Origin of the sequence: Bradyrhizobium uaiense, assembly GCF_010811875.1 — a bacterium.
Classification (GTDB): Bacteria; Pseudomonadota; Alphaproteobacteria; order Rhizobiales; family Xanthobacteraceae; genus Bradyrhizobium; species Bradyrhizobium uaiense.
Genome location: NZ_VKHP01000229.1, coordinates 1 through 15,109 on the forward strand (window position 1 = coordinate 1; position 15,109 = coordinate 15,109).

Consider the following 15,109-nt stretch of genomic DNA (forward strand, 5'->3'; position numbering starts at 1 on the left):
CCCCAACCCCTCCCCGCAAGGGGGAGGGGAGCCCTACCGCTCTCGCGTCTCTAACGCAGACCTTTCGACCGGCGTCATGTTGGCCTTCGCGTTTCCGGATCGGGTCGCGAAGAACCGCGGCAATGGCAGCTTCGTGCTGGCCAATGGCCGCGGCGCCGCCGTCGAGCAGACCGCGGCGCTGGCGCGGCTGCCCTTCATCGCGGTCGCCGAATTGACCGGCACGGCCGCGAACGGCCGCATCCTGCTGGCGGCGCCGATCACCCAGGACGAGATCGAGCAGCGCTTCGCCGACCAGATCGAAAACGCGGAAGAGGTGACGTTCGATCGCGGTGCGATGGCGCTGCGCGCGCGCCGCCGCCGTTCGCTGCATGCGATCACGTTCGCGGAGGCGCCGATGTCGCTCACGCCATCGGCCGAGACCGCGCGTATCTTCGCCGAGGGCCTGATCGCGGCAGGTCTCGATCGGTTACCGTGGTCGAAGCAAGCCAAACAATGGCGCGACCGCGTCATGTTCCTGCGTCAGGCCGAAGACGACAGCTGGCCTGACCTGTCCGACGCGGCGCTTGCCGCGCGTGCCGACGACTGGCTGGTGGGAGCGCTCTACGACAAGACCGCGTTGAAGGATCTGTCGGCAGGCGATCTGTCGGATGCGCTGATGACGCTATTGCCGTGGGAATTGCGCGCGCGGCTCGATCGCGAGGCGCCGACGCATTTCGAGGCGCCGACCGGCACGCAGCTTGCGATCGACTACGAGGCCGAGCAGGGGCCGACCATCGCGGTGCGGCTGCAGGAGCTGTTCGGGCTCAACACCCATCCCTCGATCGCCAAGGGCGCGGTGCCGTTGGTGCTGGAACTACTGTCGCCGGCGCAGCGCCCGGTGCAGGTGACGCGCGATCTGCCGGGTTTCTGGCGCGGCAGTTACGCTGCCGTCCGTTCCGATCTGCGCGGCCGCTATCCGCGTCATCCCTGGCCGGAAGATCCCGCCAGCGCGATGCCGACCAGGCGCGTGAAGCCGCGCGGCACTTGATATCGGCACAAGCGTTTCGCGTGTTGTGCTAGCTAGACTAGACCACCGCTATTGCAGCACTCTCGCCTGTCATCACCCGGCTTGACCGGGTGATCCAGTACGCCGCGGCCTCTCGGCTCAAGCACAAGCGTCTCTGGAATACTGGATCGCCCGGTCGAGCCGGGCGATGACGGTGGGTTGTGAGGACGCCCGGCCGATCCGCTGATCGACAGCGCGGCTTAGCTAAGAGCATCGTTGCAGTCGCAAGCTCAACCCAACTAAATCATGCTTCAAGAGCACAGGTCTCCGCATTTCCCGATCATGCCATTCGGTTGCGCTGGCGAGTGCCGGCAAACGGTGATTAGATTTGCATGCTGGGATGGGATCACGGGCTCGCACTTTGGGGAGGCCGGCATGGACTTCAAGAACCTGGAGATCAAGAACCTGGAGATCAAGAACGCATCGCCGTCGCTGTACAATGAAGACCTGGCGCCAGCGCGCTGATCGCAGCTGCGATCGGCGCCCTGTTCTCGTCGGTGCTGCCGAACTTCACCTCGATCCTGCCGGCGTGGTGGGCGGTCTATGGCTGGTTCTTCGGTGTCGGCATCGCAGGCGCGGTCTATTACGCGCTGCGCGTGGCGATGCCGAGCCCGGTCGCCAGGATGGCCTGAAAAGCCGCCTGAGGGCCAGCAATTGCTCGCTTGGACAGGTGGCCGATAGCATTCGGCCGCCTCTCGGGCTCGCATTAACTCTTCGCTCATCCTTTTCGCCAAAATGGCAGGCTCGCGCTGCCGCGCTTGCTCGCGGCCGGGCGTGCGGCGTGGTGAAATTGAGTGGTCGGTTTTCCCGAGTATGGTGTCATGCGTAACCTGATGATTTTCGCGGCCATCCTGATCGGGCTGGGCACCTTCATGGCCCAGATGGCCAGCAAGATGGCGCCCGCCGCCGCGACCACCGCAAGGCAGACCACCGCCCCCGCCGTCACGGTGGCGCAGGCCAGCGCCCGTACGCTGAGCATCGCGCCCGATCCGCGCGGTCATTTCGAGACCGACGGCCGGATCGACGGCCAGCACATCAACTTCATGGTCGACACCGGCGCCTCGGTGGTCGCCCTGAACGAGACCTCGGCCGCACGCTTCGGCTTGCGTCCGGTGCCGGGCGATTACACCTCGCGTGTCACCACCGCGAACGGCACCATCAAGGCCGCCCGCGCCCGCATCGCCATGATCGAGATCGGCGGCCTCACCGTCCGCGACGTCGATGCCCTGGTGCTGCCGGACGAGGCGCTGTCGGAAAACCTGCTCGGCCTGTCCTTCCTGTCGAAGCTGAAGCGCTTCGAATACGCCAACGGCAAATTGTTGCTGGAGCAATAAATCCAGCCCTTTCGGGGTAGCCGCGGCGACCCGATATCGCCGCCATTTCCGCCGTAATTGTCGGCCACCAGCCGCACTCCCACCTTTCGCCCGGCCTGCGCATTCGCTAAAGGCTGCGGCGATGTCTTTCTGCATGCGACCATAAGGCCGACCCATGTTTCCGAAGCCGAAATCCGCGCTGGTCCCGAACACCTATGCGTTCGAATCCGAGCCGATGGTGAAGCCGACCGGGTTTCGCGAATACGACGCGCGCTGGCTGTTCAACAAGGAAATCAACCTGATGGGCGTGCAGGCGCTGGGCATGGGGCTCGGCTCGCTGATCGCAGAACTCGGCGTCAAGCAGGAGATCGTCACCGGTCACGATTTCCGCGGCTATTCCGCCTCGATCAAATACGCGCTGATCTCGGGACTGATGGCGGCTGGCTGCAAGGTGCACGACATCGGGCTCGCGGTGACGCCGATGGCCTATTTCGCGCAGTTCGATCTCGACGTGCCCTGCGTCGCGATGGTCACCGCCTCGCATAACGACAATGGCTGGACCGGCGTGAAGATGGGCGCCAACCGCCCGCTGACCTTCGGCCCCGACGAGATGACGCGGCTGAAGCAGATCGTGCTCGACGCCGCGTTCAACAACAAGGCCGGCGGCTCCTACCAGTTCCACGAGAATTATCCGGCGCGCTACATCGCCGACCTCACCAACCGGCCGAAGCTGAAGCGCAGGCTGAAGGTGGTGGCGGCGTGCGGCAACGGCACCGCGGGCGCGTTCGCGCCGCAGGTGCTGGAGGCGATCGGCTGCGAGGTGATTCCGCTCGACACCGAACTCGATCACACCTTCCCGAAATACAATCCGAATCCGGAAGACATGGAGATGCTGCACGCGATCCGCGATGCGGTGCTGGCGCACAAGGCCGATATCGGCCTCGGCTTCGACGGCGACGGCGACCGCTGCGGCGTGGTCGACAACACCGGCGAGGAGATCTTTGCCGACAAGGTCGGCGTCATGCTGGCGCGCGACATGTCGGCGATCAACGCCAATGCCCAGTTCGTCGTCGACGTGAAGTCGACCGGGCTGTTCGTGACCGACCCGATTCTGCAGAAGCAGGGCGCCAACACGGTCTACTGGAAGACCGGGCATTCCTACATGAAGCGCCGCACCAACGAGCTCGGCGCGCTCGCCGGCTTCGAGAAGTCCGGCCATTTCTTCTTCAACAAGCCGTTCGGCCGCGGCTATGACGACGGCCTGGTGTCGGCGATCGCGATCTGCGAGATGCTCGACCGTGCTCCCGGCAAGTCGATGGCCGATTTGAAGGACGCGCTGCCGAAGACCTGGTCGTCGCCGACCATGTCGCCGCATTGCGCCGACGAGGCGAAATACGGCGTGGTCGACGCGGTCGTGAAGCACTTCGAGACGTTGCAGCAGAACGGCGCGCAGGTGGCGGGCCAAAGCATCCGCGATCTCGTCACCGTCAACGGCGTGCGCGTCACCGTCGAGGACGGCAGCTGGGGCCTGGTGCGCGCCTCCTCGAACAAGCCGGAACTCGTGGTCGTGGTGGAAAGCCCGGTCAGCGAACAGCGCATGCGCGACATGTTCGAAGCGATGGATTCCGTGCTGCGCACGCACCCCGGGGTCGGCGAGTACAATCAGAAGATCTGAGGTGAGCGCTCGCCCCGAGCAAGCTGTCATCACCCGGCTCGACCGGGTGATCCAGTACGCCGCGGCTTCTCGATCGAAGACGACTGTCTCTGGAATAGTGGATTGCCCGGTTCGAGCCGGGCGATGACAGTTGAGGGTGTTGCCTACGCCTGAGGTCGCGGCCTACGCCCTGAGCGCGCTGCTTACGCAGCCGGCACCGGCAGCGCCGTCACCGACTTGATCTTCTCCATCGCGAAGCGCGAGGTGACGTTCTTCAGCGGCACGGCACTGATAAGCTTCTTGTAGAAGACGTCGTAGGCCTGCATGTCCGCGACCACCACGCGCAGCATGTAGTCGACGTCGCCGGCCATCCGGTAGAACTCCATCACCTCGGGCATGGCGCTGACGGCTTCGGCGAATTTGCGCAGCCAGGCTTCCGAGTGGTCGGCGCTCTCGACCGAGACGAACACGGAGATCCCGAGCCCGATCTTGTTCTGATCGACCAGCGCCACGCGGCGCAGGATCACGCCGTCGGCCTCGAGCCGCTGGATACGCTTCCAGCACGGCGTCGACGACAGCCCGACCCGGTCGCCGATCTCGGCGACGGAGAGCGAGGCATCCTCCTGCAATACGGTCAGGATCTTGCGATCGATCGCGTCGAGGCGGCGGTTGTTGTCATGAAGCTGAATGGCGACATCGGTCATAAAAGAAAGTTCCACATGAAGGTTCAAACTCCCTCATATAGAGAAAAATCTTCCAAATCAAGCGGGCTGTATCCGGTCAGGCCGGCCGGGCCTCGGCGTGTTCGCCCAAAAACGCTTCAACTTCAGCACGTTGCGGTGCGGCATAAGCACCCCCGAAACGGGTGCATTTCAGCGCTGCGGCGGCCGAGGCGAAACGGAGGGCTTGCCGCAGCGCCTGCTTCTCGGTGATGGCCAGCGCAAACGCCCCGTGGAAGACATCTCCGGCCCCGAGCGTGTCGACGGTATGGACCGGGAAGGCGGGGGTCTCCTCGAGCTCGCCCTTCTCGTTGAGCCAGATCGTGCCCTTCGGGCCACGGGTGCCGGCGAGGAAGGAGGGGGTGAGCTTGGCAAGCTTGTGCAGCGCCTGGCCGTCATCGGTGACGTCGGCGGTCTCCTGCAGCGGCTCGCTGGAAAACACCAGATGGGAGGAGGCGGTGAGCAGCCCCTCCCGCATCGACATCGCGCGATCGACGTCGACCACCACGGGAATGCCGCGCCGGACGGCCTCGGCGCAAAGCTCGGTGCAGAACGGCGCGCAGCGGCTCTCGGTCAGGATCGCCGCGCAATCCTCCAGCAGCAGCTCGGTCGGCGGCAGCTTCACCTTCCAGAGCTCCGGGTCGCGGAAGGTGACGATGGTGCGCTCGCCGGTGTCGTCGATCATGATCGCCGAGATCGGGGTCACCAGATCAGGCATGTGGATGAGATGGTTGGTCTCGATGCCTTCCTGGGCCAGCTTGTCGAAAATGTAGCGGCTCGAGGTCTCTCGCGAATCGCCCATCGGTCCGCAGATCGAGACGCGGCCGCCGAGCCGGACGATGCCGATCGCGGCATTCAGCGCGTTGCCGCCGCAGATCTCCTCGAAATGCGTCGCGTTCTCCTTGGAGCCGCGCGCGGGAACGCCGACACGGAACGTCAGGTCGCGCACCGGCAGGCCGATGCAGAGGATACGGGGCGGGACTTTCGGGGCGCCGTCTTGAAAATTCATGCAGGGATCCGTCGCAATGGTTCCACGCGCGATGATCGTCATCGCGCTCTAGCTCATTGTTTGAGCATGATCTTTTCGGAAAACCGCTTCGCACTTTTCCGGATCATGCTGTCAACTGCCACTACCTGTGACCAGTCTAATCGGCAGAACGATGTCCGGTTCCCGCTATTGGTCGAGCGGGTTTCGGTGGTGCACCCAGCGGCCGAGCAAATGATGGGCAATGGCAAACGGATGCGGGCCGGCGAGGCCGTCGGGATGCTGGCGCTTGAGCATCAGCGTCGCCTCGGCATGGTCGAACCAGCGCGCGTCTTCCAATTCGGTGCGGTCGACCACGATATCCTCGCTGGTCGCGCGCGCAGTGCAGCCGATCATCAGCGATGACGGATAGGGCCAGGGCTGCGTCATGTAGTAATTGACGTCGGTGCAGCGGATGCCACTTTCCTCGAAGATCTCGCGCCGGACCGCGTCCTCGATGGTCTCGGCGGCCTCGACGAAGCCTGCGAGGCAGGAATACATGCCGGGCATGAACTGCTTCTGCCGTCCCAGCAGCACCTTGTCGCCTGACGTGACCAGCATGATCACGACCGGATCGGTGCGCGGAAAGTGCTCGGCCTTGCAGCTCGGGCATTCACGCTTCCAGCCGCCCTCTCTCATTGCCGTGCGGGTGCCGCAGTTCGGACAGAAGCCGTGGCGCTGATGCCAGGTCACCATCGATTTCGCCATCGCGATGGCGGAGAGCTGCTCGGGCGGCACCACGCCCTGCATCGCCATGCCGCGCAGTTCGGTGATCGCGACGTCGCCGCGGCCGACCAGCTTCTCGGCGGCCTGCGGCGCGATCCCCATGCCGAAGATCGGCGCGCTATCGCGTAAGCCGAGGAAGATCGTGCCGGGGTTGGCGCCGTAGCTGCGGGCCTCTTCCAGCGACAGCAGCGCGCGGGCGCCGCCATCCTCCTGCTTCACCACCAGCGAGTCGCGATAGATCACGTAGGCGCGAGCCTCGCGATGGCCCTCCAGCGCGAACAGCTTCTCGTCATTGCCGCGCAAATGCGCGGCGCGGTCGAGCACATGGGTGACGAAGGCCGGCTGGCCGAGCGGAAATGAATCGGATGCGGACATTGAATTTCAACCCAACCAGATCTTGCGGCGAAGCGCGCTGATGAAATTCTGCACTTCCTCGGCGTCATGCGCCAGCGGCGGCATCACGCCCCAAACGGGACGCGGCCATGCAGCGTCGCTGGTGCGGCGCGCGATGATATGGACGTGAAGCTGCGGGACCAGGTTGCCGAGGGCTGCGACATTCAGTTTGTCGCATTTGGTGACCTCTTTCAGGGCCCGGGAGACGCGGGTGATCTCGGTCATCAGCTGCGCCTGCTCGACCTCGTCGAGGTCGATGATCTCGACCGCGCCGTCGCGCCGCGGCACCAGCAGCAGCCAGGGATAATGCGCATCCTTGATGACGAGCACCTTGCACAGCGGCAGGTCGCCGATGTCGATGGTGTCTTTATTGAGCTGCGAATGCAGCGACCAATTGGAGGCGGGCATGAGGGGCAAATAATGCCTTTCCGTGTTCCCAGACAAGCCCCACAAAGCCAGCCTTACAAAGCCGGGTCAGGCCGCTTGCTTTCCGGCGGTTTTGGCCCCAAATAGGGACCGGGAGATTGGCGGTGGACGAGCCACTCGCCAACCGGGTCAGGTCCGGAAGGAAGCAGCCCTAACGAGGTCCGGATCGGGTCGCTCGTCAGTCTCCTACCTGTTTTTCCGAGCGAATCGCGCTGGAATGGCGGTCTCCGCGCCCGGCGCTCGATTTTGGCTCCTATCCGCACGCCGGCCGAAGAGACACCCAAGTTGCGGATCGACGCATGAATGACGCTGGCGACCCCTCCAAACCGTCCGATGGCGCAGGCCAGAGCGGTTTCGATCTCGGCGCAGCGCCGGACACCGCAAAACCCTACCGCGTTCTCGCCCGCAAATACCGCCCCTCCAGCTTCGAGGACCTGATCGGCCAGGAGGCCATGGTCCGCACCGTCTCGAACGCGTTCGAGACCGGGCGGATTCCGCAGGCCTGGATCCTCACCGGCGTCCGCGGGGTCGGCAAGACCACCACCGCGCGCATCCTCGCCCGTGCCTTGAACTACGCCAAGCCGGACGGCTCGGTGAAGGGGCCGACCATCCACATGCCCGACCTCGGCGTGCACTGCCAGGCGATCATGGAAAGCCGGCACATGGACGTGCTGGAGATGGACGCCGCGTCCCACACCGGCGTCGACGATGTCCGCCAGATCAATGACAGCGTGCGCTACGCGCCGGCGAGCGCGCGCTACAAGGTCTACATCATCGACGAAGTCCACATGCTGTCGACGGCGGCGTTCAACGCCTTCCTGAAGACGCTGGAGGAGCCGCCGGAGCACGCCAAGTTCGTGTTCGCCACCACCGAGATCCGCAAGGTTCCGATCACGGTGCTGTCGCGCTGCCAGCGCTTCGACCTGCGCCGCGTCGAGGCCGACGTGCTGATGAAGCATCTCGGCAACATCGCGACCAAGGAGGGCGTCGAGGTCGAGCCCGAGGCGCTCGGCATCATCGCGCGCGCGGCCGAGGGCTCGGTGCGCGATTCGCTGTCGCTGTTCGACCAGGCGATCGCGCATGCCGCCGGCAATGTGAAGGCCGACGCGGTCAGGCAGATGCTCGGCCTCGCCGACCGCACCCGCGTCATCGATCTCTTCGATTCGCTGGCGCGCGGCGATCTCGCCGCGGCCTTCGCCGAGTTCCGCGCGCAATATGATGTCGGCGCCGATCCGGTGGTGGTGCTGTCCGATCTTGCCGAGTTCGTCAATTTCGTCACCCGCGTGAAGGCGGTCCCGACGGTCGCGGACAATGTCGCGTTCGGCGAGACCGAGCGCGTGCGGGCGCGCGAATTCGCGTCGAAGCTGTCGTTTCGCGTGCTGTCGCGGATGTGGCAGATGCTGCTGAAGGGCATCGCCGAGGTCCAGACCGCGACGCGCCCGGCCGCTGCCGCCGAGATGGTGCTGGTGCGGATCGCCTATGTCGCCGACCTGCCGACGCCGGATGAAGCGATCCGGATGATGATCGAGCAGAATGGTGGCGGTGCTGCGCCCGCGACAACAGGTTCCTCCGCATCGTCACCCTCACGTGGCGCGTCTGCCTCGGCGATGTCGACCATGCCGTCGGCGCCGGTACGCGCGCCGCAGGCGGCGCCGCGTGCCGATCTCGCCGCCCGTCCGCAGTTGGCGGCGCCGGCCACCGATGCCGTGCCGGTGCTGCGGATCACGAGTTTTCCGCAACTGATCGCGCTTGCCGGTGAGAGGCGCGACATCATGACCAAGGCCGCGCTGGAGGCCGATGTGCGGCTGGTGCGCATCGAGGATGGCCAGCTCGAGATCGCCCTCGAGCCGAAGGCACAACGCGCGCTGGTCACCGATCTGCCGCGCAAGCTCGAACTGTGGACCGGGCGGCGCTGGACCGTGATCATCTCCAACGAGGCCGGCCAGCCGACGGTGCGCTCGCAGAACGAATTGGCGCGCAGCGAGCATCAGCGCGCCGCCGAAGCCGATCCGCGTGTGCAGGAGGTGCTGGCGCGCTTCCCCGGCACCAAGGTGGTCGAGGTCCGTCGCCTTGCCCCTGAGGTTCCGGTGGCGGATGCGACCGGTGAAGACCCGATTGAAACTTCCGACAGCGACGACGATTGATCTGATTACAGGAACGCACGCATGGCTGATTTTCTCGGCATGATGAAGCAGGCAGCGCAGCTGCAATCCAAGATGCAGGAGATGCAGGAGCAACTCGGCAATGTCGAGGTCGAGGGCATTTCCGGCGGCGGCCTCGTCGCGGTGCGCATGACCGCGAAGATGGAAGTGAAGGGCGTCAAGATCGACCCGTCGCTGATGAAGCCGGAAGAGCGCGAGGTCCTCGAGGATCTCTTGGTCACCGCGCATGGCGATGCCCGCCGCAAGGCCGAGGCGGCGATGCAGGAGAAGATGATGGCACTCACCGGCGGGCTCGGCCTGCCGCCGGGATTTGGTCCGACTTAGAGCTCGACGAGATCAAGATGAATCATCGTGCTTTGGTTCTTTGTTTGAGCATGATCTCTCCGGAAAACCGCTTCGCACTTTTCCGGATCATGCTCTAATGGCTGCAAGCGTTGCCGGCCCCGAAATCGAACGCCTGATCCAGCTGCTGGCGCGGCTGCCCGGGCTCGGGCCCCGCTCGGCGCGGCGTGCGGCGCTGCATTTGATCAAGAAGCGCGAGGCCTTGATGACGCCGCTGACGGCGGCGTTGCAGGTCGCGATCGACAAGATCCAGGTCTGCAAGACCTGCGGAAACATCGATACACAAAACCCCTGCACGGTGTGCACCGATCCGCGCCGCGATCCCGCGATCATCGTCGTGGTCGCCGACGTCGCCGATCTCTGGGCGCTGGAACGCGCCAATGCGACCAATGGCCGCTATCACGTGCTCGGCGCGACGCTGTCGCCGCTCGACGGCGTCGGTCCGCAGGATCTCACCATCGATCAGCTGGTCGCGCGCGCACATGCGCCTGAGGTGAGCGAGATCATCCTGGCGCTGAATGCGACCGTCGACGGCCAGACCACCGCGCATTACATCACCGACCTGTTGTCGGAGGCCAATGTGCGGGTGACGCGGCTGGCGCATGGCGTGCCTGTCGGCGGCGAGCTTGATTACCTCGATGAAGGTACGCTATCGGCTGCCATGCGGCAGCGGACGCTGTTCTAGCGCGTGCTCGAAGGCCGGTTCGGCGATGTTCGCCAGATGTTCGGTCACAAGTCGAAAAGATCGCGCTGAGACAAAATGATAGGGTGGATGACGATTCGGGGATGGTCATCCACACTCTGACGAATCAAATACGGAACCACCGCAAATGACGACACACCGATTCGGCGTACGCTTGGGCTTTGCGTGTCTCGCGGCAATTTTCGCCGTGCCCGGCGCGATCGCGCAGCAGAGCGATGCGCCGCAGAAGCCCGGCAAGATGATCCACGCCGGCGACGTGCTGTCGGGGGAACTCGGCGTCATGAAGGTGCGCGACACCAAGAACCGCGGCAAGCGTGTAGCGACCTACCAGATCACCAGCGAGCCGCGCCGCCTGCCGCCGCCGAACGGGCTGTGCAATCTCGAGACCGGGCCGGAAACCTTCCAGCTCGTTCCGACCAACGACGCCCAGGCCGCGCAGCTCAAGAGCCTGTCCGGCAAGGCCATCTCGGTGAAGGTCGACGAGATCGCCTGCGCCAAGGACGCCGGCGAGATGAGCGAAGCCATCGTGACGAAGTGGAGTGTGGTGGCGAAGTAGCTGCCAGTTCCGGTGTCATCGCCCGGCTCGACCGGGCGATCCAGTACGCCGCGGCCTCTCCGCAGAATCACGAACGTCTCTGGAATACTGGATCACCCGCTTTCGCGGGTGATGACAGCGGAAGGTCAAACCCGCACCGGTCCCAGCTCATCAAAATGCCCGCGCCGTTGCAGCCAGAGCAGCAGGATCAGGCTCGGGATCGCGACCAGCACACAGATCACGAAGAACACCTGCCAGCCGACCGCCTTGGCGATATAGCCCGCGCCCGATGACAGATAGGTGCGGCCGACCGCGGCGAGCGCCGTCAGCAGCGCGTACTGGGTCGCGGTGTGCAGCGGATTGCGGCACAGCGCCGAGAGGTAGGCGACGAAGATCACGGTGCCGATCGCGCTGGTGAAATTCTCCGCGGTGATCGCAAGCGCCAGCGCCCATTGATCGACGCCGATATGCGCGAGCCAGGAGAACGAGAGGTTGGCGACCGCCTGCAGCACGCCGCCGATCCACAGGCTGGTCGCCAGCGAATAGCGCCGCGCCACGAAGCCGCCGGCAAAGCCGCCGATCAGGGTTGCGGCGAGGCCGACACCCTTCACGATCGCCGCGTAATCGACCTTGGAAAAGCCGAGGTCGATCACGAACGGCGCGGTCATGGTGCCTGAAAACGCGTCGGTGAACTTGAACAGCACCACGAAGGCGAGCGCGGCAAGTGCGTCCTTGCGGCTCAGGAATTCGGAGAAAGCGCCGAGCGCGGCGTGCAGCACGCGCTCTGCTGCGTTCTGCGCGTGCGTGGCCGCCTCCGCGCCTCTCGATTGGACCGGCTCGGTCGCCGCAAGCGATGTGACGATGCCGATCACGACCAGCGTGGCCATCACCAGATAGCCCCACATCCACGCCGAAGGGCGCCCAAGGCCGGCGGACTCGAAACCGCTGACGATGAACAGCGCGCCGGCGGTCGAGACCAGCATGCCGACGCGATAGGCCGCGACATAGGACGCCATGCCGGCGGCCTGTTCGCTTTCGGGCAGGCTTTCGACGCGGAAGGCGTCGACCACGATGTCCTGCGTCGACGACGCCGTTGCGACCAATAGCGCTGCAAAGGCCGCGAACCACGGCGAGCGTGCGGGATCAGCCACCGCCAGCACCACGATCGCCGCGATCAGCAACAGCTGCGAGAGCAGCAGCCAGCCGCGGCGGCGTCCGAACACCTGCGTGAACAGCGGCACGTGCAGCGCGTCCACCAGCGGCGCCCAGAGGAACTTCAGCGTGTAGGGCGTGCCGATCAGCGCCAGCAGCCCGATGGTGCCGAGATCGACCCCGGCCTCCTTCATCCAGACCTGCAGCGTCGAGCCCGACAGCGCCAGCGGCAGGCCCGAAGAGAAGCCGAGCAGCAGCACGATCAGCACCCGCGGCTGCAGGTACACCGCAAAGCCGTCGCGCCAGGAGGTGGCGGCAGGGGTGGTTTTTTTCGGCATGGCTGTGGCGTTGGGGGCAGTCATCTATCCCATCGTGAGGTCATCGTCCGCGAAGGCGGACGATCCAGTACTCCGTGACGATTCCGTCCAGCCACCGTCGTCCCGGCGTACTGGATGCCCCGCCTTCGCGGGGCATGACGCACAGTTAGACACCTGCAATTCCCGGATACAAGTCTTCCCAATTTGGATTGTTCTCTTCGATCAGACGAGCCTTCCAGGCTCGATTCCACTTCTTCAACCGCTTCTCGCGCTTGATCGCGTTCTCAGGATCGTCGAACTGCTCGAAGTAGACAAGCTTCACCACATCATATTTCTCAGTGAAGCTCTTGATGAGCTTCAGTCTGTGCTCGCCGACGCGGCGAATGAGGTCATTTGTCACACCGATGTAGAGCATGCCGCCGATGTGGCTCGCAAGGATGTAGACGTAGTAAGTGCGTGCTCCCAACTGCCGCCTCTGGGATACTGGATCGCCGGTCGAGCCGGGCGATGACACCGACTATGAGCTGATATCGAGTGCCATACTACTCCCCCGCCTGCAGCTTGCGCGGGGCGGGGAACAGGTCGGTGGCGGCGGGCTTGACGAAGCGCGGCACCTCGATCGGGCTCTCGGACTTGCTGAAGTCGAGTTCTTCGATGCGGCCGGCGCGCTTTTCGATCTTGTCGGCGGAGATCAGGATCTGCCTGACGTCCTCATTCACCTGGCCGAAGTGATTTTGCAGCTTGAGCACGCGCTCGCGCAGCCGGCCGAGATCATCACCAAGATGCATCACCTCGTTGCGGATCTGGTCGGCGGCATCGCGGATCCGGGCGTCCTTCAGGATCTGCTGCATCACCTGGATCGCCAGCATCAAGAGCGAGGGCGACACCAGCACGACGCGGGCGCGATAGGCCTTCTGGATCACGTCGTCGAAGCCGTCATGGATTTCGGCGTAGACCGATTCCGAGGGCACGAACATCAGCGCGGTGTCCTGGGTCTCGCCCGGGATCAGGTATTTTTCCGCGATGTCGCTGACATGCTTGAGCACGTCGGCGCGCAGGCGCTGGCAGGCCGATTTGCGCTCCTCGTCGCTGCGCGCATCGTGCAGCGCGGTCATCGCCTCCAGCGGAAACTTGGCGTCGATGCAGAGCGGGCGTTGATCGGGCAGGTACACGACGCAGTCCGGCCGCTTGCCCGTGGTCAGCGTATGCTGGAACGCGAACGAGCCCTTCGGCATGCCGTCCTGGACGATCGCCTCCATCCGCGCCTGGCCGAACGCGCCGCGCGATTGCTTGTTGGCGAGCACGTCGCGCAGGGTCGTCACCTGGGTGGTCAGCTCGTTGAGGTTCTTGTGGGCGTGATCGATGATGCCGAGCCGCTCATGCAGCACGCGCAGCGAATCCATCGTGTTGCGGGTCGATTGTTCCATCGATTGGCCAACCCGATGGGTCACCGAATCCAGCCGCTCGTTGACGGCGCGGGCCATCTCGGCCTGGCGGCCGGCCAGCGCCTGCGCGAAGGCATCCACCTTGGCATCGACCCGTCCGGAGGATTCGCTCTGGGCCCGCAGCATGTCGGCGAGCCGCTCCTCCAGCTCGTCGGCGCGAATCGCCTGGGCCATCGCGAGTTCCGCACCGCGTCGGCTGCCGCGTGCGATCACCACGGCGATGGCGAACAGCAGGATCAGCGCCAGCGCGCCAAGGCCGATCAACGCGTCGGAGACACGGACCGGAAGGTCGCCAATCGTGAGCAGAATCTCGTTCATGCCATCGGTTGTAGCCGATTCGCGGCCGGACGCGAACGAAGGGGGAACGATTATGGTAAATGCTTTCTGAATTTTCCTGGTTAATCCGGGGTGAAGAAACGTGGTTAACGTTGTCCTAACGGGTTCCTGAGCGCATTGACCCCATGAAGTCACCGGCTTAAATCGCCGCCATGGCATTAAGAGAAATCATCATCCTGCCGGACAAGCAGTTGCGGCTGGTGTCGAAACCGATCGAGAAGGTGACGCCGGAGATCCGCAAGCTCGCCGACGACATGCTCGAGACCATGTATGACGCGCCCGGCATCGGGCTCGCGGCGATCCAGGTCGCGCAGCCGCTGCGGCTGATCACCATGGACCTCGCCAAGCGCGACGAGAACGGCGAGACCACGCCGCAGCCGCGGGTGTTCATCAATCCGGAGATCATTTCGCATTCGGAAGAGCTGTCGGTCTACGAAGAGGGCTGCCTGTCGATCCCCGAATATTACGAGGAGGTCGAGCGCCCGGCGCGGGTGCGCCTGCGCTTCACCGACCTCGACGGCAAGCCGCATGAGGAGGATGCCGAGGGGCTCTACGCCACCTGCATCCAGCACGAGATCGACCATCTCAACGGCGTGCTGTTCGTGGACTATCTGTCGAAGCTGAAGCGCGACCGCGTCTTCAAGAAATTCGAGAAGGCCGCCAAGCGCGCGGCTGAGTAGGATCGCCATCGGGACTCGACTCCCTCTCCCGCTTGCGGGGGAGGCCGGATCGCATCGGAGATGCGATCCGGGTGGGGGCTCTCTCCACAATGTGACTCGTGGCGAGACCCCCACCACAACCACTGACTGCCACACCC

Annotated in this window: 15 protein-coding genes, 1 other RNA gene and 1 pseudogene; 10 read left to right on the forward strand and 7 right to left on the reverse strand. The window is 64.7% G+C overall.

The window, feature by feature from the left end; all coding sequences use genetic code 11:
• The 4 genes and pseudogenes from FNJ47_RS36925 to FNJ47_RS36940 all read left to right on the forward strand — a co-directional run.
• Nucleotides 1–1,027, forward strand: a 1,027-nt coding sequence (locus FNJ47_RS36925; RefSeq protein WP_283811341.1) for an ATP-dependent helicase C-terminal domain-containing protein, incomplete at its 5' end; no start/stop codon positions are given.
• Nucleotides 1,028–1,500: 473 nt separating this feature from the next.
• Nucleotides 1,501–1,677: pseudogene (locus tag FNJ47_RS36930) on the forward strand (nitrate reductase); the annotation flags it as partial.
• A gap of 189 nt (nucleotides 1,678–1,866) precedes the next feature.
• A complete protein-coding gene (locus tag FNJ47_RS36935; RefSeq protein ID WP_236000304.1) occupies nucleotides 1,867–2,379 on the forward strand; it encodes a TIGR02281 family clan AA aspartic protease in 513 nt (170 codons plus the stop codon).
• Between the two features lie 154 nt (nucleotides 2,380–2,533).
• Entirely contained in the window at nucleotides 2,534–4,033 is a 1,500-nt protein-coding gene (locus FNJ47_RS36940; protein WP_163160803.1) for a phosphomannomutase/phosphoglucomutase, read from the forward strand.
• A gap of 182 nt (nucleotides 4,034–4,215) precedes the next feature.
• Here FNJ47_RS36940 and FNJ47_RS36945 read toward each other — a convergent pair whose 3' ends face one another.
• The 4 genes from FNJ47_RS36945 to FNJ47_RS36960 all read right to left on the reverse strand — a co-directional run bounded on the left by FNJ47_RS36945 (nucleotide 4,216) and on the right by FNJ47_RS36960 (nucleotide 7,282).
• Entirely contained in the window at nucleotides 4,216–4,716 is a 501-nt protein-coding gene (locus FNJ47_RS36945) for an Lrp/AsnC family transcriptional regulator (protein WP_163160804.1), read from the reverse strand.
• Between the two features lie 76 nt (nucleotides 4,717–4,792).
• Complete coding sequence (locus FNJ47_RS36950) at nucleotides 4,793–5,740, reverse strand: sugar kinase (RefSeq protein ID WP_163160805.1); 948 nt, start codon at nucleotides 5,738–5,740, stop codon at nucleotides 4,793–4,795.
• 165 nt (nucleotides 5,741–5,905) lie between these two features.
• Nucleotides 5,906–6,856 (reverse strand): NAD(+) diphosphatase, encoded by a 951-nt coding sequence (gene nudC, locus FNJ47_RS36955; RefSeq protein WP_163160806.1) that lies wholly within the window; start codon nucleotides 6,854–6,856, stop codon nucleotides 5,906–5,908.
• A gap of 6 nt (nucleotides 6,857–6,862) precedes the next feature.
• On the reverse strand, nucleotides 6,863–7,282 hold the full coding sequence (locus tag FNJ47_RS36960; RefSeq protein WP_050406070.1) for an HIT domain-containing protein: 420 nt from the start codon (nucleotides 7,280–7,282) through the stop codon (nucleotides 6,863–6,865).
• 111 nt (nucleotides 7,283–7,393) lie between these two features.
• Here FNJ47_RS36960 and ffs point away from each other — a divergent pair.
• The 5 genes from ffs (at nucleotide 7,394) to FNJ47_RS36985 (ending at nucleotide 11,063) form a co-directional block, all read left to right on the forward strand.
• Nucleotides 7,394–7,490, forward strand: an RNA gene (ffs, locus tag FNJ47_RS36965) — signal recognition particle sRNA small type.
• Nucleotides 7,491–7,599: 109 nt separating this feature from the next.
• Nucleotides 7,600–9,444 (forward strand): DNA polymerase III subunit gamma/tau, encoded by a 1,845-nt coding sequence (locus tag FNJ47_RS36970; RefSeq protein WP_163160807.1) that lies wholly within the window; start codon nucleotides 7,600–7,602, stop codon nucleotides 9,442–9,444.
• A gap of 21 nt (nucleotides 9,445–9,465) precedes the next feature.
• Entirely contained in the window at nucleotides 9,466–9,786 is a 321-nt protein-coding gene (locus tag FNJ47_RS36975) for a YbaB/EbfC family nucleoid-associated protein (protein ID WP_021079589.1), read from the forward strand.
• Nucleotides 9,787–9,883: 97 nt separating this feature from the next.
• On the forward strand, nucleotides 9,884–10,489 hold the full coding sequence (gene recR / locus FNJ47_RS36980; protein WP_163160808.1) for a recombination mediator RecR: 606 nt from the start codon (nucleotides 9,884–9,886) through the stop codon (nucleotides 10,487–10,489).
• A 145-nt stretch (nucleotides 10,490–10,634) separates the two neighbouring features.
• Nucleotides 10,635–11,063, forward strand: coding sequence for a hypothetical protein (locus tag FNJ47_RS36985; RefSeq protein ID WP_236000305.1), 429 nt, complete (start codon nucleotides 10,635–10,637; stop codon nucleotides 11,061–11,063).
• Between the two features lie 125 nt (nucleotides 11,064–11,188).
• On the opposite strand, the gene FNJ47_RS36990 is transcribed toward FNJ47_RS36985, so the two are convergent.
• From FNJ47_RS36990 to FNJ47_RS37000, 3 genes are all read right to left on the reverse strand, one after another.
• On the reverse strand, nucleotides 11,189–12,556 hold the full coding sequence (locus FNJ47_RS36990; RefSeq protein ID WP_163160809.1) for an AmpG family muropeptide MFS transporter: 1,368 nt from the start codon (nucleotides 12,554–12,556) through the stop codon (nucleotides 11,189–11,191).
• A gap of 121 nt (nucleotides 12,557–12,677) precedes the next feature.
• A complete protein-coding gene (locus FNJ47_RS36995; protein WP_163160810.1) occupies nucleotides 12,678–12,977 on the reverse strand; it encodes a GIY-YIG nuclease family protein in 300 nt (99 codons plus the stop codon).
• Between the two features lie 76 nt (nucleotides 12,978–13,053).
• On the reverse strand, nucleotides 13,054–14,274 hold the full coding sequence (locus tag FNJ47_RS37000) for a DNA recombination protein RmuC (protein WP_163160811.1): 1,221 nt from the start codon (nucleotides 14,272–14,274) through the stop codon (nucleotides 13,054–13,056).
• A gap of 170 nt (nucleotides 14,275–14,444) precedes the next feature.
• Here FNJ47_RS37000 and def point away from each other — a divergent pair, with 170 nt between their 5' ends.
• Complete coding sequence (def, locus tag FNJ47_RS37005) at nucleotides 14,445–14,972, forward strand: peptide deformylase (protein ID WP_163160812.1); 528 nt, start codon at nucleotides 14,445–14,447, stop codon at nucleotides 14,970–14,972.
• Nucleotides 14,973–15,109 lie beyond the last annotated feature (137 nt).

Coding starts and splice junctions, on each gene's coding strand:
- FNJ47_RS36935 (WP_236000304.1), top strand. CDS start 1,867: ATGCGTAACCTGATGATTTTCGCGGCCATCCTGATCGGGCTGGGCACC.
- FNJ47_RS36940 (WP_163160803.1), top strand. CDS start 2,534: ATGTTTCCGAAGCCGAAATCCGCGCTGGTCCCGAACACCTATGCGTTC.
- FNJ47_RS36945 (WP_163160804.1), bottom strand. CDS start 4,716: ATGACCGATGTCGCCATTCAGCTTCATGACAACAACCGCCGCCTCGAC.
- FNJ47_RS36950 (WP_163160805.1), bottom strand. CDS start 5,740: ATGAATTTTCAAGACGGCGCCCCGAAAGTCCCGCCCCGTATCCTCTGC.
- nudC (WP_163160806.1), bottom strand. CDS start 6,856: ATGTCCGCATCCGATTCATTTCCGCTCGGCCAGCCGGCCTTCGTCACC.
- FNJ47_RS36960 (WP_050406070.1), bottom strand. CDS start 7,282: ATGCCCGCCTCCAATTGGTCGCTGCATTCGCAGCTCAATAAAGACACC.
- FNJ47_RS36970 (WP_163160807.1), top strand. CDS start 7,600: ATGAATGACGCTGGCGACCCCTCCAAACCGTCCGATGGCGCAGGCCAG.
- FNJ47_RS36975 (WP_021079589.1), top strand. CDS start 9,466: ATGGCTGATTTTCTCGGCATGATGAAGCAGGCAGCGCAGCTGCAATCC.
- recR (WP_163160808.1), top strand. CDS start 9,884: ATGGCTGCAAGCGTTGCCGGCCCCGAAATCGAACGCCTGATCCAGCTG.
- FNJ47_RS36985 (WP_236000305.1), top strand. CDS start 10,635: ATGACGACACACCGATTCGGCGTACGCTTGGGCTTTGCGTGTCTCGCG.
- FNJ47_RS36990 (WP_163160809.1), bottom strand. CDS start 12,556: ATGACTGCCCCCAACGCCACAGCCATGCCGAAAAAAACCACCCCTGCC.
- FNJ47_RS37000 (WP_163160811.1), bottom strand. CDS start 14,274: ATGAACGAGATTCTGCTCACGATTGGCGACCTTCCGGTCCGTGTCTCC.
- def (WP_163160812.1), top strand. CDS start 14,445: ATGGCATTAAGAGAAATCATCATCCTGCCGGACAAGCAGTTGCGGCTG.